Source organism: Morganella sp. HSTU-ASny43 (assembly GCF_022819185.1).
GTDB lineage: Bacteria > Pseudomonadota > Gammaproteobacteria > Enterobacterales > Enterobacteriaceae > Morganella > Morganella morganii.
In genome coordinates this window covers 46,488-62,882 of record NZ_WSPG01000024.1, presented here as the reverse complement: position 1 = coordinate 62,882, position 16,395 = coordinate 46,488, and the positions used below count along the sequence as shown (strand labels likewise).

Here is a 16,395-nt window from a genome sequence, read left to right as displayed (position 1 = left end):
TTATTTTTTCTTTATGATTATTGATTGCAACAATTAAGAATAATTATCATTAGCGATATTAACAACGTAAAATCAAGCACTCAGAATGCTCCCGGTAATGATTATCGGCACATTCACAGGGAACTTTAATTATTTTCAACTTTATTTTAAGTGCAGCAGGATAACTATCGGAATAGACTGATAACGAATGTAATTATTTATATGGCGATTATTTCAGGTGGGAAAAAAGCAGCGGGCAGCGTTGCGGCTGCCCGGGCAGGATCAGTTTTTGTTCTGTTTATGGAAAGCCAGACGTTCTTCAAAATAGGCTTTCAGGTGAGATGCCAGCCCGTGGATTTTGTCATCCAGCTGACGAACCAGAAATTCATCGCTGTTCATATCATCAACCCGCTGCATCGCGAGGTCATCAACATATACTTTTTCTTCCTGGGTCAGTTGTGCCATTGTCTGTCTCTCTGAATATAGTGTGAATATGGTATGTTATCACGATTTTAACGGATAACACGCAGGTGTCACGATGGATGAAAAACAACTTTATCATTATGCCATATGGCTGCTGGGACGGCGGGAATATGCCGGCGCGGAACTGACCCGCAAACTGAAACGGAAAATTGCTGAAAAGCAGGAAACCTCCCCGACGGAAGAGCATGTTCTGCCACGGGTGATGGCGCGGCTGACAGACTCACAGTATCTGGATGATACCCGCAGTATCGCGCTGTTTTTTCAGGCCGGTGTGAGAAAACTGCACGGACCGGTGCGGATCCGTCAGGAATTACGTCAGAAAGGGTTTGGCGGTGAATTGATTGATGCGGTTTTTTCCGCGCAGGAGACCGACTGGTTTGAGCAGGCCCGTGAGGCAAAAATGAAGAAATTCGGGGAAAGCAGCCCGGCAGACTATAAAGAGAAGCAAAAACAGATGCGTTACCTGATGTACCGGGGTTTCACATCTGATCAGATTTATGAACTGTACTGACGTGCAGGCATTATTTATTTTTATTCAGTGCCTGTTGTATGGCGTCATGGTAACGGTGATACAGAAAATCCGTATTGAGCCCCGCCTGCTGCATCTGTAATGCCAGCAACCGTAACCGCTTGTTTGTCTGCTCATATTCTGCGCTGTCCGGCGGCAGAGCGGACAATAATTCCGCCAGTGAAACCGCCTCCTGCCGGGCCAGTAATGCCGGGGGAAGATATCCTGCATTTTTCAGCAACCGGTAGCCCACCCGCAGTTCAGGGGGAACATGGCTGTCATCATCCAGTGTGAGCGGCTTACCTTCTCCTGCCAGTCCCTGTAATTCTCCGCTTTCAAGCGCCGCCTGAATATGGCGCTCAGCCAGTGTGTCAAAAATCGTCATGCTGCGTCCGTTTCCCCTGTTACCTGTTGTCACTTCCTTATTATAACAGAGCCTGATTTTGCCGTATAAATAACCTTTTTTATGCATAAATGCACTATTTACCGCTGCATAATAACTGAATCAAATTCAGGTCTGTAATGCATGAAAATGCATTTTCTGGTGAAGGGACATTTGTTTTAGGTACGATCTGAGTAGTACCTGCTGTTTGTATCGTTATACGTATTAAATGCGTATTTGATCGTGGGGAAGTGCTCTTCTGCGTTTCTCCTGCACTGCTATTTTTCACTGCTATTTTTGGTTATATGACGAAAATAGTGTGCTTAACCGCTTAAATAAGGCAAAGCTCTTACTTTAAACACTTCAAATAAGTAATTTAGCTTAATGATAACGGAGGTGCCTTCCCGCTGGCAGCGCTTTTTTGTTATTTTTTTGTTTTATTTGTGTTTGTTAATTGATCGGCAGTTTACTGTGATTTGTATCACGAAAGCTGCTTGTGAGTTAAAGTCTGTACGCGTTTAATACGTAAAATGAGCTATTTGTGCTTTTTGTAAAAAATAATCCAAAAAAAGCTAAAGTTTTTTAAATTCATATTTCATGAATAAAAATTCACGTAATAATGTAACGGAAGTATGCATTACGTTATGTTTGGAAACAAATTGAATGAATTATACATTGCAAAATGATTAGTTAATAAATCCAAAAATAAATCTTATTATAAATTAAGTATTCGATTATTTTAGTTATTGACACATTAAATGTCAGTGAGTGGCTGTATTCTGGTGAGGGAAATCAAAAAAATAATCAGTACTACCTATAAGTAATTACGCGTCCAATTTGTAATTTTGTGGTTATTTATCTTTTTATGATCATTTTGTAGTGAATTTCGCTTAGGATGATTCCTAAAACCGCTATAGACATTCGAAATCCCCTCTCTATAATACGCCGCCGATTCAACCATAAGTAAAATTTTCTGAGTCCGGATACAGGGCAATTCAGGTGAACGTTAAATAAATTAATTAAATAACCCAATTACGCTGATAACCGTCAGCCGCTCAGGTGACGGCACATTTTTTTCTGTGATGCATTAAATGCGTCAGGGTTTTCTGCACCTGGAATTTCCTTATTCACGTCCTTCAATTTTGAGAAAAATAAACAATGAATAAAATATTCAAAGTCGTAAAAAATCAACGGACAGGGAATTCTGTTGTCGCATCTGAATTCGCAAAGGGTGCAAAGAAAGGAAAAAAACTGGCGCTGTTATCACTGGCAATGCTGATGGGCTGCGGGCTGAGCGTGTCTGCACCAGCAGCTGATCCTGCGGGCCAGTGGTTAGAAACTGAGTATCGCCCTGCGCAATATGACAGCACAACTAAAACGTGGGTAAATAATTCAAACGAAAAAGAACAATCCCGGGTTATTAATGACGGCAGCGTTAAAGATCTTAATTTAAATAATGAAAAGACGAAATTCACCAATAATCTTGATTATCATGAAACCTGGTTTTCATTGCAGGAATTATGGGCGAAAAACACGGATGCAAATAAGGTTATTTCGATTACCGAATACCGTGATGGACAGCCGCTTCCGGGGAACGCTTCCCTGAATGCGATTGAAGACTGGCAGGTCCCGGACAACCCGTCAGCGATGGAAGAAATTACCTGGAAGAAGGAAGACGGGGAAATCGCCGTCATGCAGGCCTACAACACCGATGCCTTCAAAAAAAACATCGATCCGCAGCTGGGTGTGTATCTGCTGGAAAAACAGCCGGAATTATCCCCGTTCTATCATCTGACACTGGCAGAAGTTAAAGACGGTACGCTGAATATGACAGCGGCTGACAATGTTGACTGGAATATCAATTACATCAAAGACAGTTCACTGTTTGTGGCGGCCGCAGACAGCGGAAAATCCGCGACTATTGATACCACCAGCAAACTTCACGTTACGTTCGGTGAAGCTTACGGCATGTATTTATCTTCCGGTGAATACAAATACACCTTCCAGCCGCAGAATGAACTGGTTGAGAGTGTCGCTATCCCAAAAGAGCTGAACGGGTTCACATCGAAAGGAAAAACGTATGCCCTTGGTGACACTTTTGCCATCGGCAATGCACAGGGACTGGCGGCGTATAACGCGTTACTGATTGACGCAGTAACACATAACGTATTACCCGGGGCGGAATACAAAGCGCTGATTGAAGCGACGGTTGTCCCGCGTCCGCAGGATAAAGATTATTTTGACGTTAATATCGACCTGAAAGGTCTGGAAGATAAAGATATCCGTCTGAATGACGCCATTACCGCCAATATCGGAAAACGCTCCATTTTTGAGGCCGCCGGTGACGGCAGTGTGCTGAATATTAAAGACGGTGCGGATATCCGTGGTGAAACTTCATCAAATTCAGGTCGTTATCGTGCGTACCATATTTTTGCGCATGATGGCGCAAAAGTATTCCATGATGCCACAACCTCTGTGCCGAATTACAAAGGGCAGAATGCGTTAATCGACAATGCGGAATTTACCAACCGCGGTACGTTACTGCTGGGCGACGGTAAAACCCGCATCTACGGTGATCAGGTCACCGGTGAAAATGCACACTATACCAACCTTGGTACCATTGCCGTTGAAGCCTTCAACCTCGTCAATAATGATCCGACAGATAAAGATGTAATTGCCAACACCGGTGTGACTGCATCCGGCGGTTCTCTGGTCACCAACGAAAAGGGCGGCAAACTGCTGCTGGGGCAGAAAGGGATCGGCAAAAATGAAGGAACCGTGACCGGCGTGCAGGTCAAGGGCGCTTCATTTATCAATAACGGCGATATTCTGATGGGTAAAGACGATGTCAGCCTGTCCGGCGGCCGTGAAGACGATACCTGGGATATGCGGATTATGTCGAACGCCGTGGCTGCACTGCTGGATGAAACCGCAAAAGCCGGTGAAAAATATGCGATTGAAAACAAAGGAAAAATCGATATTAACAAAGGTGTCAGTAATGCGGTCGGCATTAACGTGGCATCAACGCCGAACCGTAATGCGGATTCACAGCTGACTGTCGTTAACAACGGTGAAATTGATGTGGCGGGTACCAATACTGTTGGTATGCGGGTGTCAGGCACGAACCGTGTTAAGGATGTTATTGAAAACAACGGCACGATTAATGTTTCCGGGGCAGGCTCGATTGGCCTGCTGGCGCTGGGCGACAGCACGATTACTCACCACGGGCAGGTGATTGCCACCAACAACGGAACCACCACCGGCGGCACCAAACCGGCACGCACTACCGGGGTACGCGCGGATGATGCGAAAGTGATTATCGACGGCGGAACCGTTGAGCTGAAAGGCAATAACACCGTCGGGGTCTTTGCCCGTGTGGGCGGTGAAATCGACCTTAACAGCGGTCACGTTATTTTTGATAAAAACTCCATTAACCAGACCGGTTACTGGATCGCCGGGCGTAAAGGGGCAGATGAAACCTTCAGTTCGCGGATCAATTTCGGCGCAAGTGATGTAGCTCTGACACTGGATAATAACGATTCCACGTTATTCCGTGTTGACCAGAAAGCGCAGTTCCTGGGTGATAGCAGCAAAGGCACAACTTATACCTTTGATATCAACGGCGAAAAAAGCCGTGGTTTCTATATTGCGGATAACGGTACTGAAGTAAAAACCGGCAATATGCAACTGAATGTCAACGGGAACGACGCGACCGGGCTGTATCTGGCTAATGGTGCCGGGGCGGACGGTAAGGTTGTTCTGGATAAAGAGACTACCATCAGTGTTACCGGCGAAGGCGGAACCATCGCGGTGATTGACGGTAACTATTACGATATTAATGGTAATGCGACCGGGAAAAAATCAGATAAAACCACACTGACTTCAAAAGCACACCTGAAATCAGGCGGAACCGATGACAATATCGCGAAAAACGCGATCGGTTATAAGCTGATCAACGGCGGTGTGCTCAATCACGACGGTAATATTGATTTCAGCAAAGCGGATAACGCCACCGGCATCCGTGTGGAAACCGGGACGGTTAATAACACCACCGATATTACCGTGAATGGTGTGGGTGTTGATATTTACGGCCGGAATTCCGTGGTAAATAACACCGGTAATATTACCGCCAATAACGGTACCGCCGCAGTCCGTCTGAATAAAGATGCCTCAATGACCATCGGCGGCAAAGGTAAGATCCTCGGTGAAAACTCGGCGGATGCGGTACGGGCCCATTCCGGCTCAAACGTGAAACTGGATAACGCCAATATTGAAGTCACCGGCAGTGGCAGCGGTCTGCATCTGCTGAATACAGATGATGACAGCGGCGCGTTTAAACTGTCCGGCACCGGCACCATCAATGTCAGCGGTGAGAATGCCTCCGGTCTGAAGCTGGAAGCGGATGACGGCAAAGGCGGGGTGATGATGGCGAAAAGCAAGCTCGACACCTCCGGCGCCGGCGGCACCACTATCAATGTAAAAGATAAGGGCGGCAACGGTATTGTGACCAATACTTCCGGTGATGTTATCAGCGGAATGAATGTGAATATCGAATCAGCAGAAGGGGAATCCGCACTGGTGGTGCTTGGTGGGACTAAAAACATCACACAGAGCGGCAAACTGACGTCAGCATCTGACCACAGCGTGGTGGATCTGACTGCGCTGAGAAACGATTTCAGCTTCACCAACAGCGGCACTGTGACTGCCGGTGCCAGCGGTATGGCGGTGGATGCACATCAGAACAGCAATATCCGCTTCACCAACGGCGGCACGATCAGCGGAAAATCGGTGCTGGGCGGCGGTAATAACACCATCGCGCTGAGCGGTAACACCAGTGATATCGCGACAGGCCACGGTGATAACACCATTGAAATGCTCGAAAAAGCGGTAACCGGCATTCTGACAGCCGGTAACGGCAACAATACCGTGACACTGAACGGCGGTACCAAATTACAGACCGGTACTGTCGGTAATGGTCAGAACAATGTGATTCTGAAAAATGTTTCTGAAGCACAAAGTGATGCCCTGTTCGGCAATCTGAAGGCGGGCAGCGGCGGACAGGATGCACTGACGCTGCAGGGCAAAGCAAGCCACTATGTATTACAGGACAGCAGCAAAATCAGCGGCTTTGAAAAACTGAATATTGAGGAAGGCCGTTTTGAACTGCGCAATACCGATATCACGCTGAATGAACTGACAGCAGATGACGGTATCACCGTAAAACAGGGCGGTGAGCTGTTTATCAATCAGAATAAAGCCGATACCTTTGCCCATCAGTTGCAGGGGGATGGTCTGGTCACCACCTCAACAGCGGGTCAGGCGTTTGACTTTAATAATAAGAGCGCGGCTTTTGCGGGGGATAACTTCACCGGCACGCTGCGTCTGACAAACGGCACATTTGATATCGCCGGTGATAACACCCGCGCGCTGCAAAAATCCCGTCTGGATATCGGTGATAAATCTGTTGCAACCGTCCGCGCAGGCGTCGGCACACAGTCATTTGATCGCCTGGCAATGAGCGGCGGGACACTGGCCTTTAACGACAATATCACCGGCAGCAGCAAGGCGGATGGTCACATCAGCGTGAACTCCCTCGAACTGGATAACGCGAAAGGCACTGTTCAGGTGAAAGCGGACGGTTTTGATAATCTGCCAACGCCGTCAGCGGATAACAAAGTGCCGCTGCTGGAGCAGGATGAAGGGGATTCCGTGGTTCAGCTGGTCAATGCCGGTAAAGCCTCGGATTACACCGGCGGGCTGAATCTGCAGCTGACGGATAAAGACGGTAATGTGATCCCGTCAAATACGAAGACAGAGCAGGATCTGCGCCAGGACGGTAAAGTGGTGGCGAAAGGCACCTATGATTACGGCTTACAGACCAGTGCAAACGCCGGTGGTAAAGCGGACGGGTTGTATGTGGCTTATCAGCTGACCGAGGTGGATCTGCAGGGCAAAGGCAGTGATGCGCTGGTGCTGGCAGCACAGTCCGGAAAATCCGGATCGGCGGCTAACCTCGGGGCGAAAATCACCGGACAGGGCGACCTGGCAATTGATACTGCAAGTGAATACGTCACTCTGTCTAATAACAGCAATGATTACACCGGCAGCACGTTTGTCCGTCACGGCAAATTACGGGCAGAAGCCGATAATGTGTTAGGGAATACGCAGTTACTGGATCTGGTATCCGGTACCGCAGTTGAACTGACCAGCACCACCGGTGCCGGTACAGAGCAGACTGCCGGGAAACTCACGTCTGCGGCAAACAGCCTGGTGGCGCTGGGTAACGGCAAACTGACGGTGAAAAACGGCGGTGAGGTAAACGGTTCTCTGAGCGGTACTCAGGCGGGTCAGCTGGTGGTGAATAATGACACACTGACTGTCACCGGGGCAAATAGCGGGATGCATTCCGCAGTGACTATCGATCAGCCTGCACAGGTCACTATCCGTAATATCGCGGGTCTGGGAGACAGCCTGGTCGCCGTGGCGGGTACACTGCGCACGGAAGGCGCGCAGGGTCTGCTGCGTAATCAGCTGACCGGCAGCGGCACCACCGAAATCGCACAGAAATCGGATGCTCAGCTGACGGCAGATAACAGCGGGTTCAGCGGACGTTTCACCACGGATGCAGACAGTACACTGCGTGCCTCACAGGCAGAGCATATCGGCAGCGCGGCAATTGAAAACGCCGGTACGCTGGTGCTGACGCACAATGACGGCAAACAGCCGTGGGATCTGACCAACAGTGTCACCGGGACAGGGACACTGGTGAAGCAGGGCGCGGGCCGTATCACGCTGACAGATAAATCGGCACAGTACACCGGTGCAACAGAGATTCAGAACGGCACATTACAGGCGGGGAGCTATGATTCCGCACTGGTGATGAACAGCCGTCAGGTGAATATCGGCACTCAGGGAATATTTGCCGGTCAGGGTACACTGAAAGGCAGCGTGAATAACGCCGGTCAGTTCTATGTCGGTGAACCGGATAAGAAAGATCTCGGACAGGCAACGGATTACCGCGTTGACGGCAACTTTGTCAACAACGGCGGCAGCATCTGGCTTGCGAGTCAGAAAGAAACCGAAAGCCGTCTGAATGTCGGCGGGGATTTCACTGCGAACGGCGGTTCGATCACACTGAATACCGTGCTGAACAGAGGTCATGAAGACACAATGACTGACCAGCTGGTGGTTGACGGTAATGTGTACACCGGGAAAAACGGCGCAACTACGCTGAATATTAATAATGTTGGTGGCGAAGGTGCTGATACCCTGAAACAGCCGGATGCGATTAAAGTGGTTCATGTCGGCGGAAAATCCGATAAAAATGCCTTTAAACTGGGCGGGCCGGTTGCTATCGGGGTATACGAATATCTGTTACACAAAGGGTATAAAGATGACAGCTGGTATCTCGACTCTTTCGATACCAATGTCTATCCGCCGGATGAAAACAAGGAAGATCCGAACCGTAACGTGAACCCGGAAATCGGCGGACACATGGCTAACCGCACGGCGGCACTGGGCATGTTCTCCATGACCCTGCATGATCGCCTGGGCGAGCCGCACTATGCCGACAGCTTTAAAGGGGATGAAAACGCCTCTTCTGTCTGGCTGCGTATCACCGGGGATCGTCAGCGTCAGGATGCGGTCAGCCGTTCACTGCGTCTGAAAGGGGATACCTACACCACCCAGCTGGGCGGCGATATTATCAACTGGAACAATGATGCACAGGACACTACGATCCGCGGCGGTATCATGGGCGCAATCGGTAAGTCTGATTACACCAGCAGCGCTAAACGGACCGGTACGAAAGCCGATGCAAAAATTGATCGTGCTTACAGCGTCGGTTTATACGGCACCTGGTATCAGAACCGCGAAGATGAAAACAATGCCTATGCGGATGTCTGGGCACAGTATTCCTGGTTTGATAATAAAGTCTCCATGGCCGGCAGTTCATCGGATTATAAGAGCCGCTTAGTCAGTGCTTCTGTTGAAACCGGCTACAGCATGGCGGTGTACAAACCGGATGCGGATAAACAGTGGCTGTTAACACCGCAGGCGCAGGTTATCTTTAATTCGTATGATTCTGATGACAGCAGCAGCGGCACCGGTCTGGTGATGAAAGGCGGGCGCAGTAACAGTGTGGATACCCGTCTGGGGGCCCGTCTGACCTACGCAAACCAGAAGCAGTCAGATAAATCCGCGCAGCCGTTTGTTGAGGTAAACTGGCTGCACAGTACGGCGAAGAGTGATATGACCTTTAATAAACACTACACCTTCAGTGATGATCGTCCGGCGAACCGGTTTGAGATCAAAGCCGGTGTGGAAGGGCAGATTTCACCAAACTGGACAGTCTGGGGTAACGTTTCTCATCAGATGGGCGCGGATGATTACTCCGGTGACCGTGCGATGATCGGCGTGAAATACCAGTGGAAATAAGCTGAACCGCTGAGATAAAAATCCCCCTGTGTTGCCACAGGGGGATTTTTTTTTATCAATAACGTTCCTGATGTCAGCGCCGCGGCGCGAAAGGGTAACGAACAGTGTGAAATCAGTTTGCAGAAGCAGGTTCTAATTTGATTTTTGTTTCTTTTTCTTCTGACAGTGCCTGCTGGCGGTTACGTTCCAGTTCCAGCGCACCGAAGTGAGACAGAATACAGAAGATGATACAGCAGACGATACCGCCTAACAGCAGATAGAAACCGCCGTGCCAGCCCATACGGTCAACAATGAAACCGAACAGGGTGGTGCCCAGGGTTGCACCCAGGATGTAGCTCATGAAACCGCGTAAACCTACCGCAGAACCGACCGCGAAGCTCGGGACGATTTCCATGGTCTGCACGGATGCCAGGAACTGAGGCACATAAATCAGGCAACCGACAACCGCAGCGAAGAAGGTGACGACGGCCAGGGACTGGCTCTGCCAGTAACCGATCAGGCAGAAGAAAATCAGGGTCATACAGACGATCGCCAGCGGCATTCTGCGGCCTTTGAACAGTTTGTCTGTCAGCCAGCCTGCCAGCAGGGTGGACGGAATCGCAGCCCATTCGAAGAACAGGAAGGCCACACTCATCTGATCTTTGCTGAAGTTTTTCTCGGTCAGCAGGTAAATCGGCAGCCAGCTGATGATCCCGAAACGAACCATGTACACGAACACGTCAACAAAAGAGACATACCAGGCGTTTTTGTTTTTCAGTACATAGGTGCAGAAAATCTGAAATGCAGACATATTTTCCGGAGACTGCTCTTTCTGTGCATCAGATAACACCACTTTTTCTTCCGGCATCATTTCTGCCAGCGCCGGTAAGCCTTCCTGTTCCGGAGAACCTTTACCCAGCAGCAGGACGATCACAGCGAAGACTACGGCGATAACTGCCGGAACCGCGTAGCTTGCCGCCTGCCAGTGCTCGGTACCGAGAACCGCGAAAGCCGCACCCACGATTGGCGCAACGATACCGCCGCCGACGTTGTGGGAGATATTCCAGAAAGCCCCGATACGGCCGCGTTCACGGCGCGGGAACCATTTGGCGATAGTAATAAAAGAAGGACCGACGCCCATGCCCTGGAACAGACCGTTGAGGGCAACGAAACCGACGAACAGCCAGAACGCGCTGCTGAAGCCCATACCGAGGTTAACAACGGCACAGAGGATCAGACCAAAGGCCATAAAGGCTTTCGGGCTGGCTTTATCCGCCAGGCTGCTCATAATTCCTTTACTGATCCCGTAAGTGATCAGCATGCAGCTGGTTAACATACCGATCTGCGTTGTGGTCAGATCGAGGTTTTCTTTCAGATACGGTGTGGAGAGCGTAAAGTTATTGCGGACAATATAATACGCTAAGTAACCGAGGAACACGCTGAGCAATGCCTGAACACGATAACGTTTGTAAGTGGCGGGCACTTTTCCGGGTGCTACTTTATTTTTTGCCATAGCCGGCTTTAAAAATGACAGCATAATTTCACCTGCAGAAATGTATTTTAAAATAGGATTACTGTGTGTATGGTCGTTTTTTTTCTGACAGGGTTATCATGTTCCGGCTGAATAAATATCTCAATATCATGCTTTTGAGTCACTTTTGACTCAATGTTAAATATAAAAGGCATAAACTGACACAAATAAGTTTATTTATATGTTTGTTTTGTATCACCATGAAATGAAAGAAAAAATGAATGAAACAAATGATAAGTGAAAATGAATTAACAGCTTTTATATTGAACTGTAAGGCTTTTATTCTTGTTTTGTTGTTATGGTGATTTATTGCTATTATTATTTCCTGCATTGTTATTATCTGTTTATGGCGATGATTTAAAATATCAGGCCGGTTACCGTTCCTGTTAGTTATTTTATTTAATATCTGCGGCGCAGATGCCGGTAAACAAACGGGTAATATTTGTCTCAAACGGACTTTTGCGACAAACTGAAAAAGATGTCATTTTTATGATGTGAATCACACCCCGCAAACGAATACAGAACCCAGCTTATGCCACAACGCCGAATCCGCCGCTTTGCGGCCAGTATGATAACCGCCGCCGTACTGATGTTCAGTCTGTCAGCCACGGCGAAACCGGATGAACTGGTGATCGCCACCACGTTTTCACCGGAAGCAACAGCCCATATTATCAGCAGCTGGCAGCAGCAGCCCGGTGCTGTCCGTATCCGTACCATTAACCGCACCAGTGCGGCACTGGAGCGTCTGCTGGATACCCCGGCACTGGAAGATGTGGATCTGGTGGTGACATCCTCGCCGATGTTATTACAACATCTGCAGGAACATGACCGGCTGGCGGAACTCACAGATCTGCCGGAGGTCTCCCGGCGTCTGGTACCGCTGCGGCTGCGCGATAATGCGGCAGCGGTGGCGTTTTCCGGTTACGGCATTCTGGTGAATAAACGGCGGATGGCGGAAAATAATCTGCCGGTTCCGGCATCGTGGGATTCCCTGACCGACAGCCGCTATCAGGGGTTGCTGCTGATGAGCAGCCCGTCACGTTCGGATACCTATCATCTGATGGTCGAATCGCTGTTACAGCAGCGCGGCTGGGATGAGGGCTGGGCGCTGCTGCTCAATGTTTCCGGGAATCTGGCGACTATCTCGTCACGCAGTTTCGGGGTGGCGGACAAAATCAAAGCGGGGCTGGGTGGTGCCGCGCCGGTGATTGATAACTACGCCTGGCTGCTGCTGGGCGATCCGGAGCTGGCCTTTAATTATCTGCCGGATTCCGCGACATCCCCGACCTTCGTCGCGATAAGCCGTCACAGTCTGAATAAAGACAAGGCCCGCGCCTTTATCCGTTTTTTGCTCAGTGAACAGGGGCAGAACGTGCTGGCGGACAGCAGCACCGGTAAATATCCTGTCACACCGCTGCCGCAGGGAAATCCGCGTGAGCCGGTGCAGCGCCGCCTGCTGAATTCCCCGCATCAGATGGATGAGAATCTGGTGCTCAAACGCCAGCGTATGGTACAGCAGCTGTTTGATACCGCGATCACCTTCCGTCTGACGGAATCCATCGACGCCTGGCGTGCCCTGTATACCGCCGAAGCCCGCGTGAAACGCCCGCTGCCGCATATCCGTGCTCTGCTGACCGCCATGCCGGTCTCTGCACAGGAGAGTGCCGACCCGGCCTATTACTCACGTTTTGACGATAACCGCAAAGCGGAGGAAGAGTATATCCGCTGGCAGCAGTTCTTCCGCGAGCAACAGCGCAAAGCGATTTCGGAACTGGAGAAAGTCCGGTGAAACAGCGTATTGCCCGTTATATCGGCCGTTTCAGTATCAGCGCGATCCTGCGCGGCGCGTTTGTTATCGGCACGCTGATGACACTGATTGTCAGTTGTGTGAGCCTGTACGCCTGGCAGGCGCAGAACCGTCAGATCCGCTACGCGCTGGGGGATTATTTTCCGCGTATTCAGGCGTCGTTTCTGATCGAGGGACAACTGAACACGCTGGTGGATGAGCTGAATGAGTTCCTGAAAGCGCCGGATACTGCAGCACGTCTGCAGCTGCGCAACCAGATCACGCTTCATTTATCACAGATCGAAGCGATCAACCGGAAACTGAGCGGCGAGGATCAGGTACAGATCGCCGCGATTGTGCAGCAGGGACAGGCGCTTTTGCAGCGTCTCGATAATGCCCTGTATACCCTGTTTCTGGCGCGGGAGAATGTAAATACGCTGTCTGCGCGGATTGCCTGGCTGCATGATGATTTCAGTACCGAACTCAGTTCGCTGTCACAGGATATCAGCTGGCAGCAGGGCTCTCTGCTGGATCAGACAGAGCAGGATCCGTCCCGGGCTATCGCCCTGCAGGGCAGTCTGCGCAAAGTGCAGGGGGAGTTACAGCTGATTTATACCCTGGCACGGCTGGAGGGGCAGATTATGGATGATCTGACCGGGCGTCTGCGGGATGAACAGAATGAAAGTACGGAAAGCAGCGCAGATTCGCACAGTTATGTCCGTTATCTTTCCTATCTGAAGTCCGGTGCGGAATCAAACGAAACGGCGTCGGATATGTATCCGAGCACCGTGACACTGCGCCAGACTATTGATGAACTGCTGGATATCGGTCTGTCTGACAGCAAAATGCCCGGTGTGCTGAAAGATTACCGCGCGGCGAAAGCGGAGCTGGCGGCCGCCACGGCAGAAAAAGATCGCATTCTGGAGCGGTTCCGTACACAGCTCGATGTGCAGCTTGATAACAGCCACAGCCAGTTACAGTCTCTGAATCATCATCTGTCCGGTATTATGAGTTACAGCGGCATTATCATTATTATTACCGCGCTGTTGGCGTTATTACTGGCGGTGATCTTTAACCACTATTTTATCCGCACCCGGCTGGTCAGGCGTTTTACAGTGCTGAATCAGGCAGTTGCACGGATAGGACACGGTGATCTGACCGCGGAAATCCCGGTTGAGGGGCGCGATGAAATCGGCCGTGTGGCCATGCTGCTGCGCCAGACACTCAGCCAGATCAACCGGCAGAAAGCGCAGCTGGAACAGGAAATCACCGACAGAAAAGCCATTGAGGCCAATCTGCGGGCTACACAAAATGAGCTGATCCAGACGGCGAAACTGGCCGTGGTCGGGCAGACCATGACCACCCTGGCGCATGAAATCAATCAGCCGCTGAATGCATTATCCATGCACGTTTATATGGCGAAGCGGGCACTGGCGGCGGAAGGAAATACCAATGCCGTGAATGCCCTGAATAAATCCGCGCAGCTTATTACCCGGATGGACGGCATTATCCGCTCTCTGCGCCAGTTTGCCCGGCGGCGGGATGACGGCGCGACACTGCAGCCGATTGATTTGCATCAGAGCATTCAGGATGCGTGGGATATCCTCGCATTACAGAACAAAATGCGTGATGTCACCCTGCACCAGCCGGACTTTCTGCCGCAGGTGCAGGGGGATGCTATCGGCATACAGCAGGTGCTGGTCAATATGCTCTCCAATGCACTGGATGCCTCACCGGCAGCAGCTGAAATTGTGATTGATTTTACAGAGTCCGCCGATGAGATTTCTCTCTTTATCAGTGATAACGGCTGCGGCTGGCCGATGGCGCTGGCGGACTCACTGATGAAACCCTTCACCACCAGTAAAGAAATCGGCCTCGGGATCGGCCTGTCTGTCAGCAGCTCCATTATGCAGCAGCTGGGCGGCAGCCTGCGGATCGCATCCACGCTGACCCGCCACGGATGTGTGATCCTGTGTTTTAAAAAGGTAACTGAATATGCTTGATGATAACTACGATATCTTATTAATAGATGATGATACGGATGTACTGGAAGCTTACTGTATGCTGCTGGAGCAGGCCGGATATCGTGTTTATGCCTGTCATGACCCGCTGGCGGCAAAAGAGCTGGTTCACCGCGACTGGTGCGGTATTGTGCTCAGTGATGTCTGTATGCCGGGGTGCTCAGGTATCGATCTGATGGCATTGTTCCTGGAAAAAGACAAATATCTGCCGGTGCTGCTGATCACCGGCCACGGTGATGTGCCGATGGCGGTGGAAGCCGTCAAACAAGGGGCGTGGGATTTTCTGCAGAAACCGGTGGATCCGGAGCATCTGCTGACCCTGACAGAAAAAGCTCTGGCAGCCCGCAAACAGCGGGTAACCCAGCGCCGCTGGAGCTCAGAGCAGCTGACACTGAATCTTGCTGGTGAGAGTGAATGGACAGAGCACGTCCGCCAGCAGTTGCGCGGACTGGCGGAAACCCGTGCTGCGGTCTTTCTGCATGGTGAGCCGGGGAGCGGCCGCACCTATCTGGCGCGCTACCTGCATCAGATAAGCAGCAATAAATGCGGGCCGCTGGTCATCAAAACCCTGCTCAGTGATGAGGAGATCCCGCTGGATGCCTGGCTGGATGAAGTGACGGACGGCACACTGGTGATCAAAAATATCGATCTGATGCCGCTCAGCCAGCAGCGCTGGCTGGTACAGCATATCCGTCAGGAGCAGCGGATATTCCGTCTGATCGGGATTGCCGACACGCCGCTGATTATGCTGACCAAACAGCAGAAGATTATCGCTGAGCTCTATTACTGTTTCTCCATGACACAGATTGCCTGCCTGCCGTTGTCCCAGCGCAAAGCCGATATTGCACCGATATTCCGTTACTATCTGGAACAGGCCTGTTCCCGTCTGAATCATCCGCTGCCGAACCTTGCGGAGCCGCTGGTGAAAAAACTGACCCGGCGGCACTGGCCGGGCAATGTCAGTGAACTGGCGAACGCGGCGGAGCTGTATGCGGTCGGGATTATGCCGATGGGTGATACCGCGAACCCGCTGCTGCCGTCCGTGGCACCGACTGCGCTGGACCAGCGGGTGGAGAGCTATGAGCGGCAGATTATCACCGAAGCCCTGAATATCCACCAGGGGCGAATTAACGATGTCTCAGAGTATCTGCAAATCCCGCGTAAAAAACTCTATCTGCGGATGAAAAAGTACGGGCTGGACAAGCATCACTACCGTATATGACATAAATTAATCTGATGGTTTTTACCCGTAAGCCGGTTTGTATAAAATAAACCGGCTTTTTTATTTGT

Annotated in this window: 8 protein-coding genes; 5 read left to right on the top strand and 3 right to left on the bottom strand. The window is 50.6% G+C overall.

Annotated features, from left to right (window positions below; all coding sequences use genetic code 11):
* Positions 1-261: 261 nt before the first annotated feature.
* The gene (locus tag GN208_RS13290) at positions 262-444 is read right to left on the bottom strand and encodes a hypothetical protein (RefSeq protein ID WP_004234871.1); all 183 of its coding nucleotides are present in this window, start codon (positions 442-444) and stop codon (positions 262-264) included.
* A gap of 73 nt (positions 445-517) precedes the next feature.
* On the opposite strand from GN208_RS13290, the gene GN208_RS13285 reads away from it, so the two are divergent.
* Positions 518-973 (top strand): regulatory protein RecX, encoded by a 456-nt coding sequence (locus tag GN208_RS13285; protein ID WP_004234872.1) that lies wholly within the window; start codon positions 518-520, stop codon positions 971-973.
* A gap of 10 nt (positions 974-983) precedes the next feature.
* Here the strand turns inward: GN208_RS13285 and GN208_RS13280 are convergent, their stop codons facing one another.
* A complete protein-coding gene (locus GN208_RS13280) occupies positions 984-1,355 on the bottom strand; it encodes a DnaJ family domain-containing protein (RefSeq protein ID WP_046024781.1) in 372 nt (123 codons plus the stop codon).
* Between the two features lie 1,155 nt (positions 1,356-2,510).
* On the opposite strand from GN208_RS13280, the gene GN208_RS13275 reads away from it, so the two are divergent.
* Positions 2,511-9,788, top strand: a complete 7,278-nt coding sequence (locus GN208_RS13275) for an autotransporter outer membrane beta-barrel domain-containing protein (RefSeq protein WP_004234874.1) — start codon at positions 2,511-2,513, stop codon at positions 9,786-9,788.
* Positions 9,789-9,900: 112 nt separating this feature from the next.
* Here the strand turns inward: GN208_RS13275 and GN208_RS13270 are convergent, their stop codons facing one another.
* The gene (locus tag GN208_RS13270) at positions 9,901-11,304 is read right to left on the bottom strand and encodes an MFS transporter (protein WP_015423009.1); all 1,404 of its coding nucleotides are present in this window, start codon (positions 11,302-11,304) and stop codon (positions 9,901-9,903) included.
* Positions 11,305-11,866: 562 nt separating this feature from the next.
* Between GN208_RS13270 and GN208_RS13265 the strand changes: the two genes are divergently transcribed.
* From GN208_RS13265 to GN208_RS13255, 3 genes are read left to right on the top strand one after another with little or no spacing between them, the layout of a single operon-like run.
* Positions 11,867-13,087, top strand: coding sequence for an ABC transporter substrate-binding protein (locus tag GN208_RS13265; protein WP_170950663.1), 1,221 nt, complete (start codon positions 11,867-11,869; stop codon positions 13,085-13,087).
* Positions 13,084-15,087: an ATP-binding protein gene (locus GN208_RS13260; RefSeq protein ID WP_015423008.1), complete on the top strand. Its 2,004-nt coding sequence runs from the start codon at positions 13,084-13,086 to the stop codon at positions 15,085-15,087. Before GN208_RS13265 ends, GN208_RS13260 begins: the two co-directional genes overlap by 4 nt.
* Positions 15,080-16,327: a sigma-54 dependent transcriptional regulator gene (locus tag GN208_RS13255; protein ID WP_004234891.1), complete on the top strand. Its 1,248-nt coding sequence runs from the start codon at positions 15,080-15,082 to the stop codon at positions 16,325-16,327. The genes GN208_RS13260 and GN208_RS13255 overlap by 8 nt, the downstream gene beginning before the upstream one ends.
* The last annotated feature ends 68 nt before the right edge of the window (positions 16,328-16,395 follow it).

Coding starts and splice junctions, on each gene's coding strand:
- GN208_RS13265 (WP_170950663.1), top strand. CDS start 11,867: ATGATAACCGCCGCCGTACTGATGTTCAGTCTGTCAGCCACGGCGAAA.
- GN208_RS13275 (WP_004234874.1), top strand. CDS start 2,511: ATGAATAAAATATTCAAAGTCGTAAAAAATCAACGGACAGGGAATTCT.
- GN208_RS13255 (WP_004234891.1), top strand. CDS start 15,080: ATGCTTGATGATAACTACGATATCTTATTAATAGATGATGATACGGAT.
- GN208_RS13290 (WP_004234871.1), bottom strand. CDS start 444: ATGGCACAACTGACCCAGGAAGAAAAAGTATATGTTGATGACCTCGCG.
- GN208_RS13285 (WP_004234872.1), top strand. CDS start 518: ATGGATGAAAAACAACTTTATCATTATGCCATATGGCTGCTGGGACGG.
- GN208_RS13280 (WP_046024781.1), bottom strand. CDS start 1,355: ATGACGATTTTTGACACACTGGCTGAGCGCCATATTCAGGCGGCGCTT.
- GN208_RS13270 (WP_015423009.1), bottom strand. CDS start 11,304: ATGCTGTCATTTTTAAAGCCGGCTATGGCAAAAAATAAAGTAGCACCC.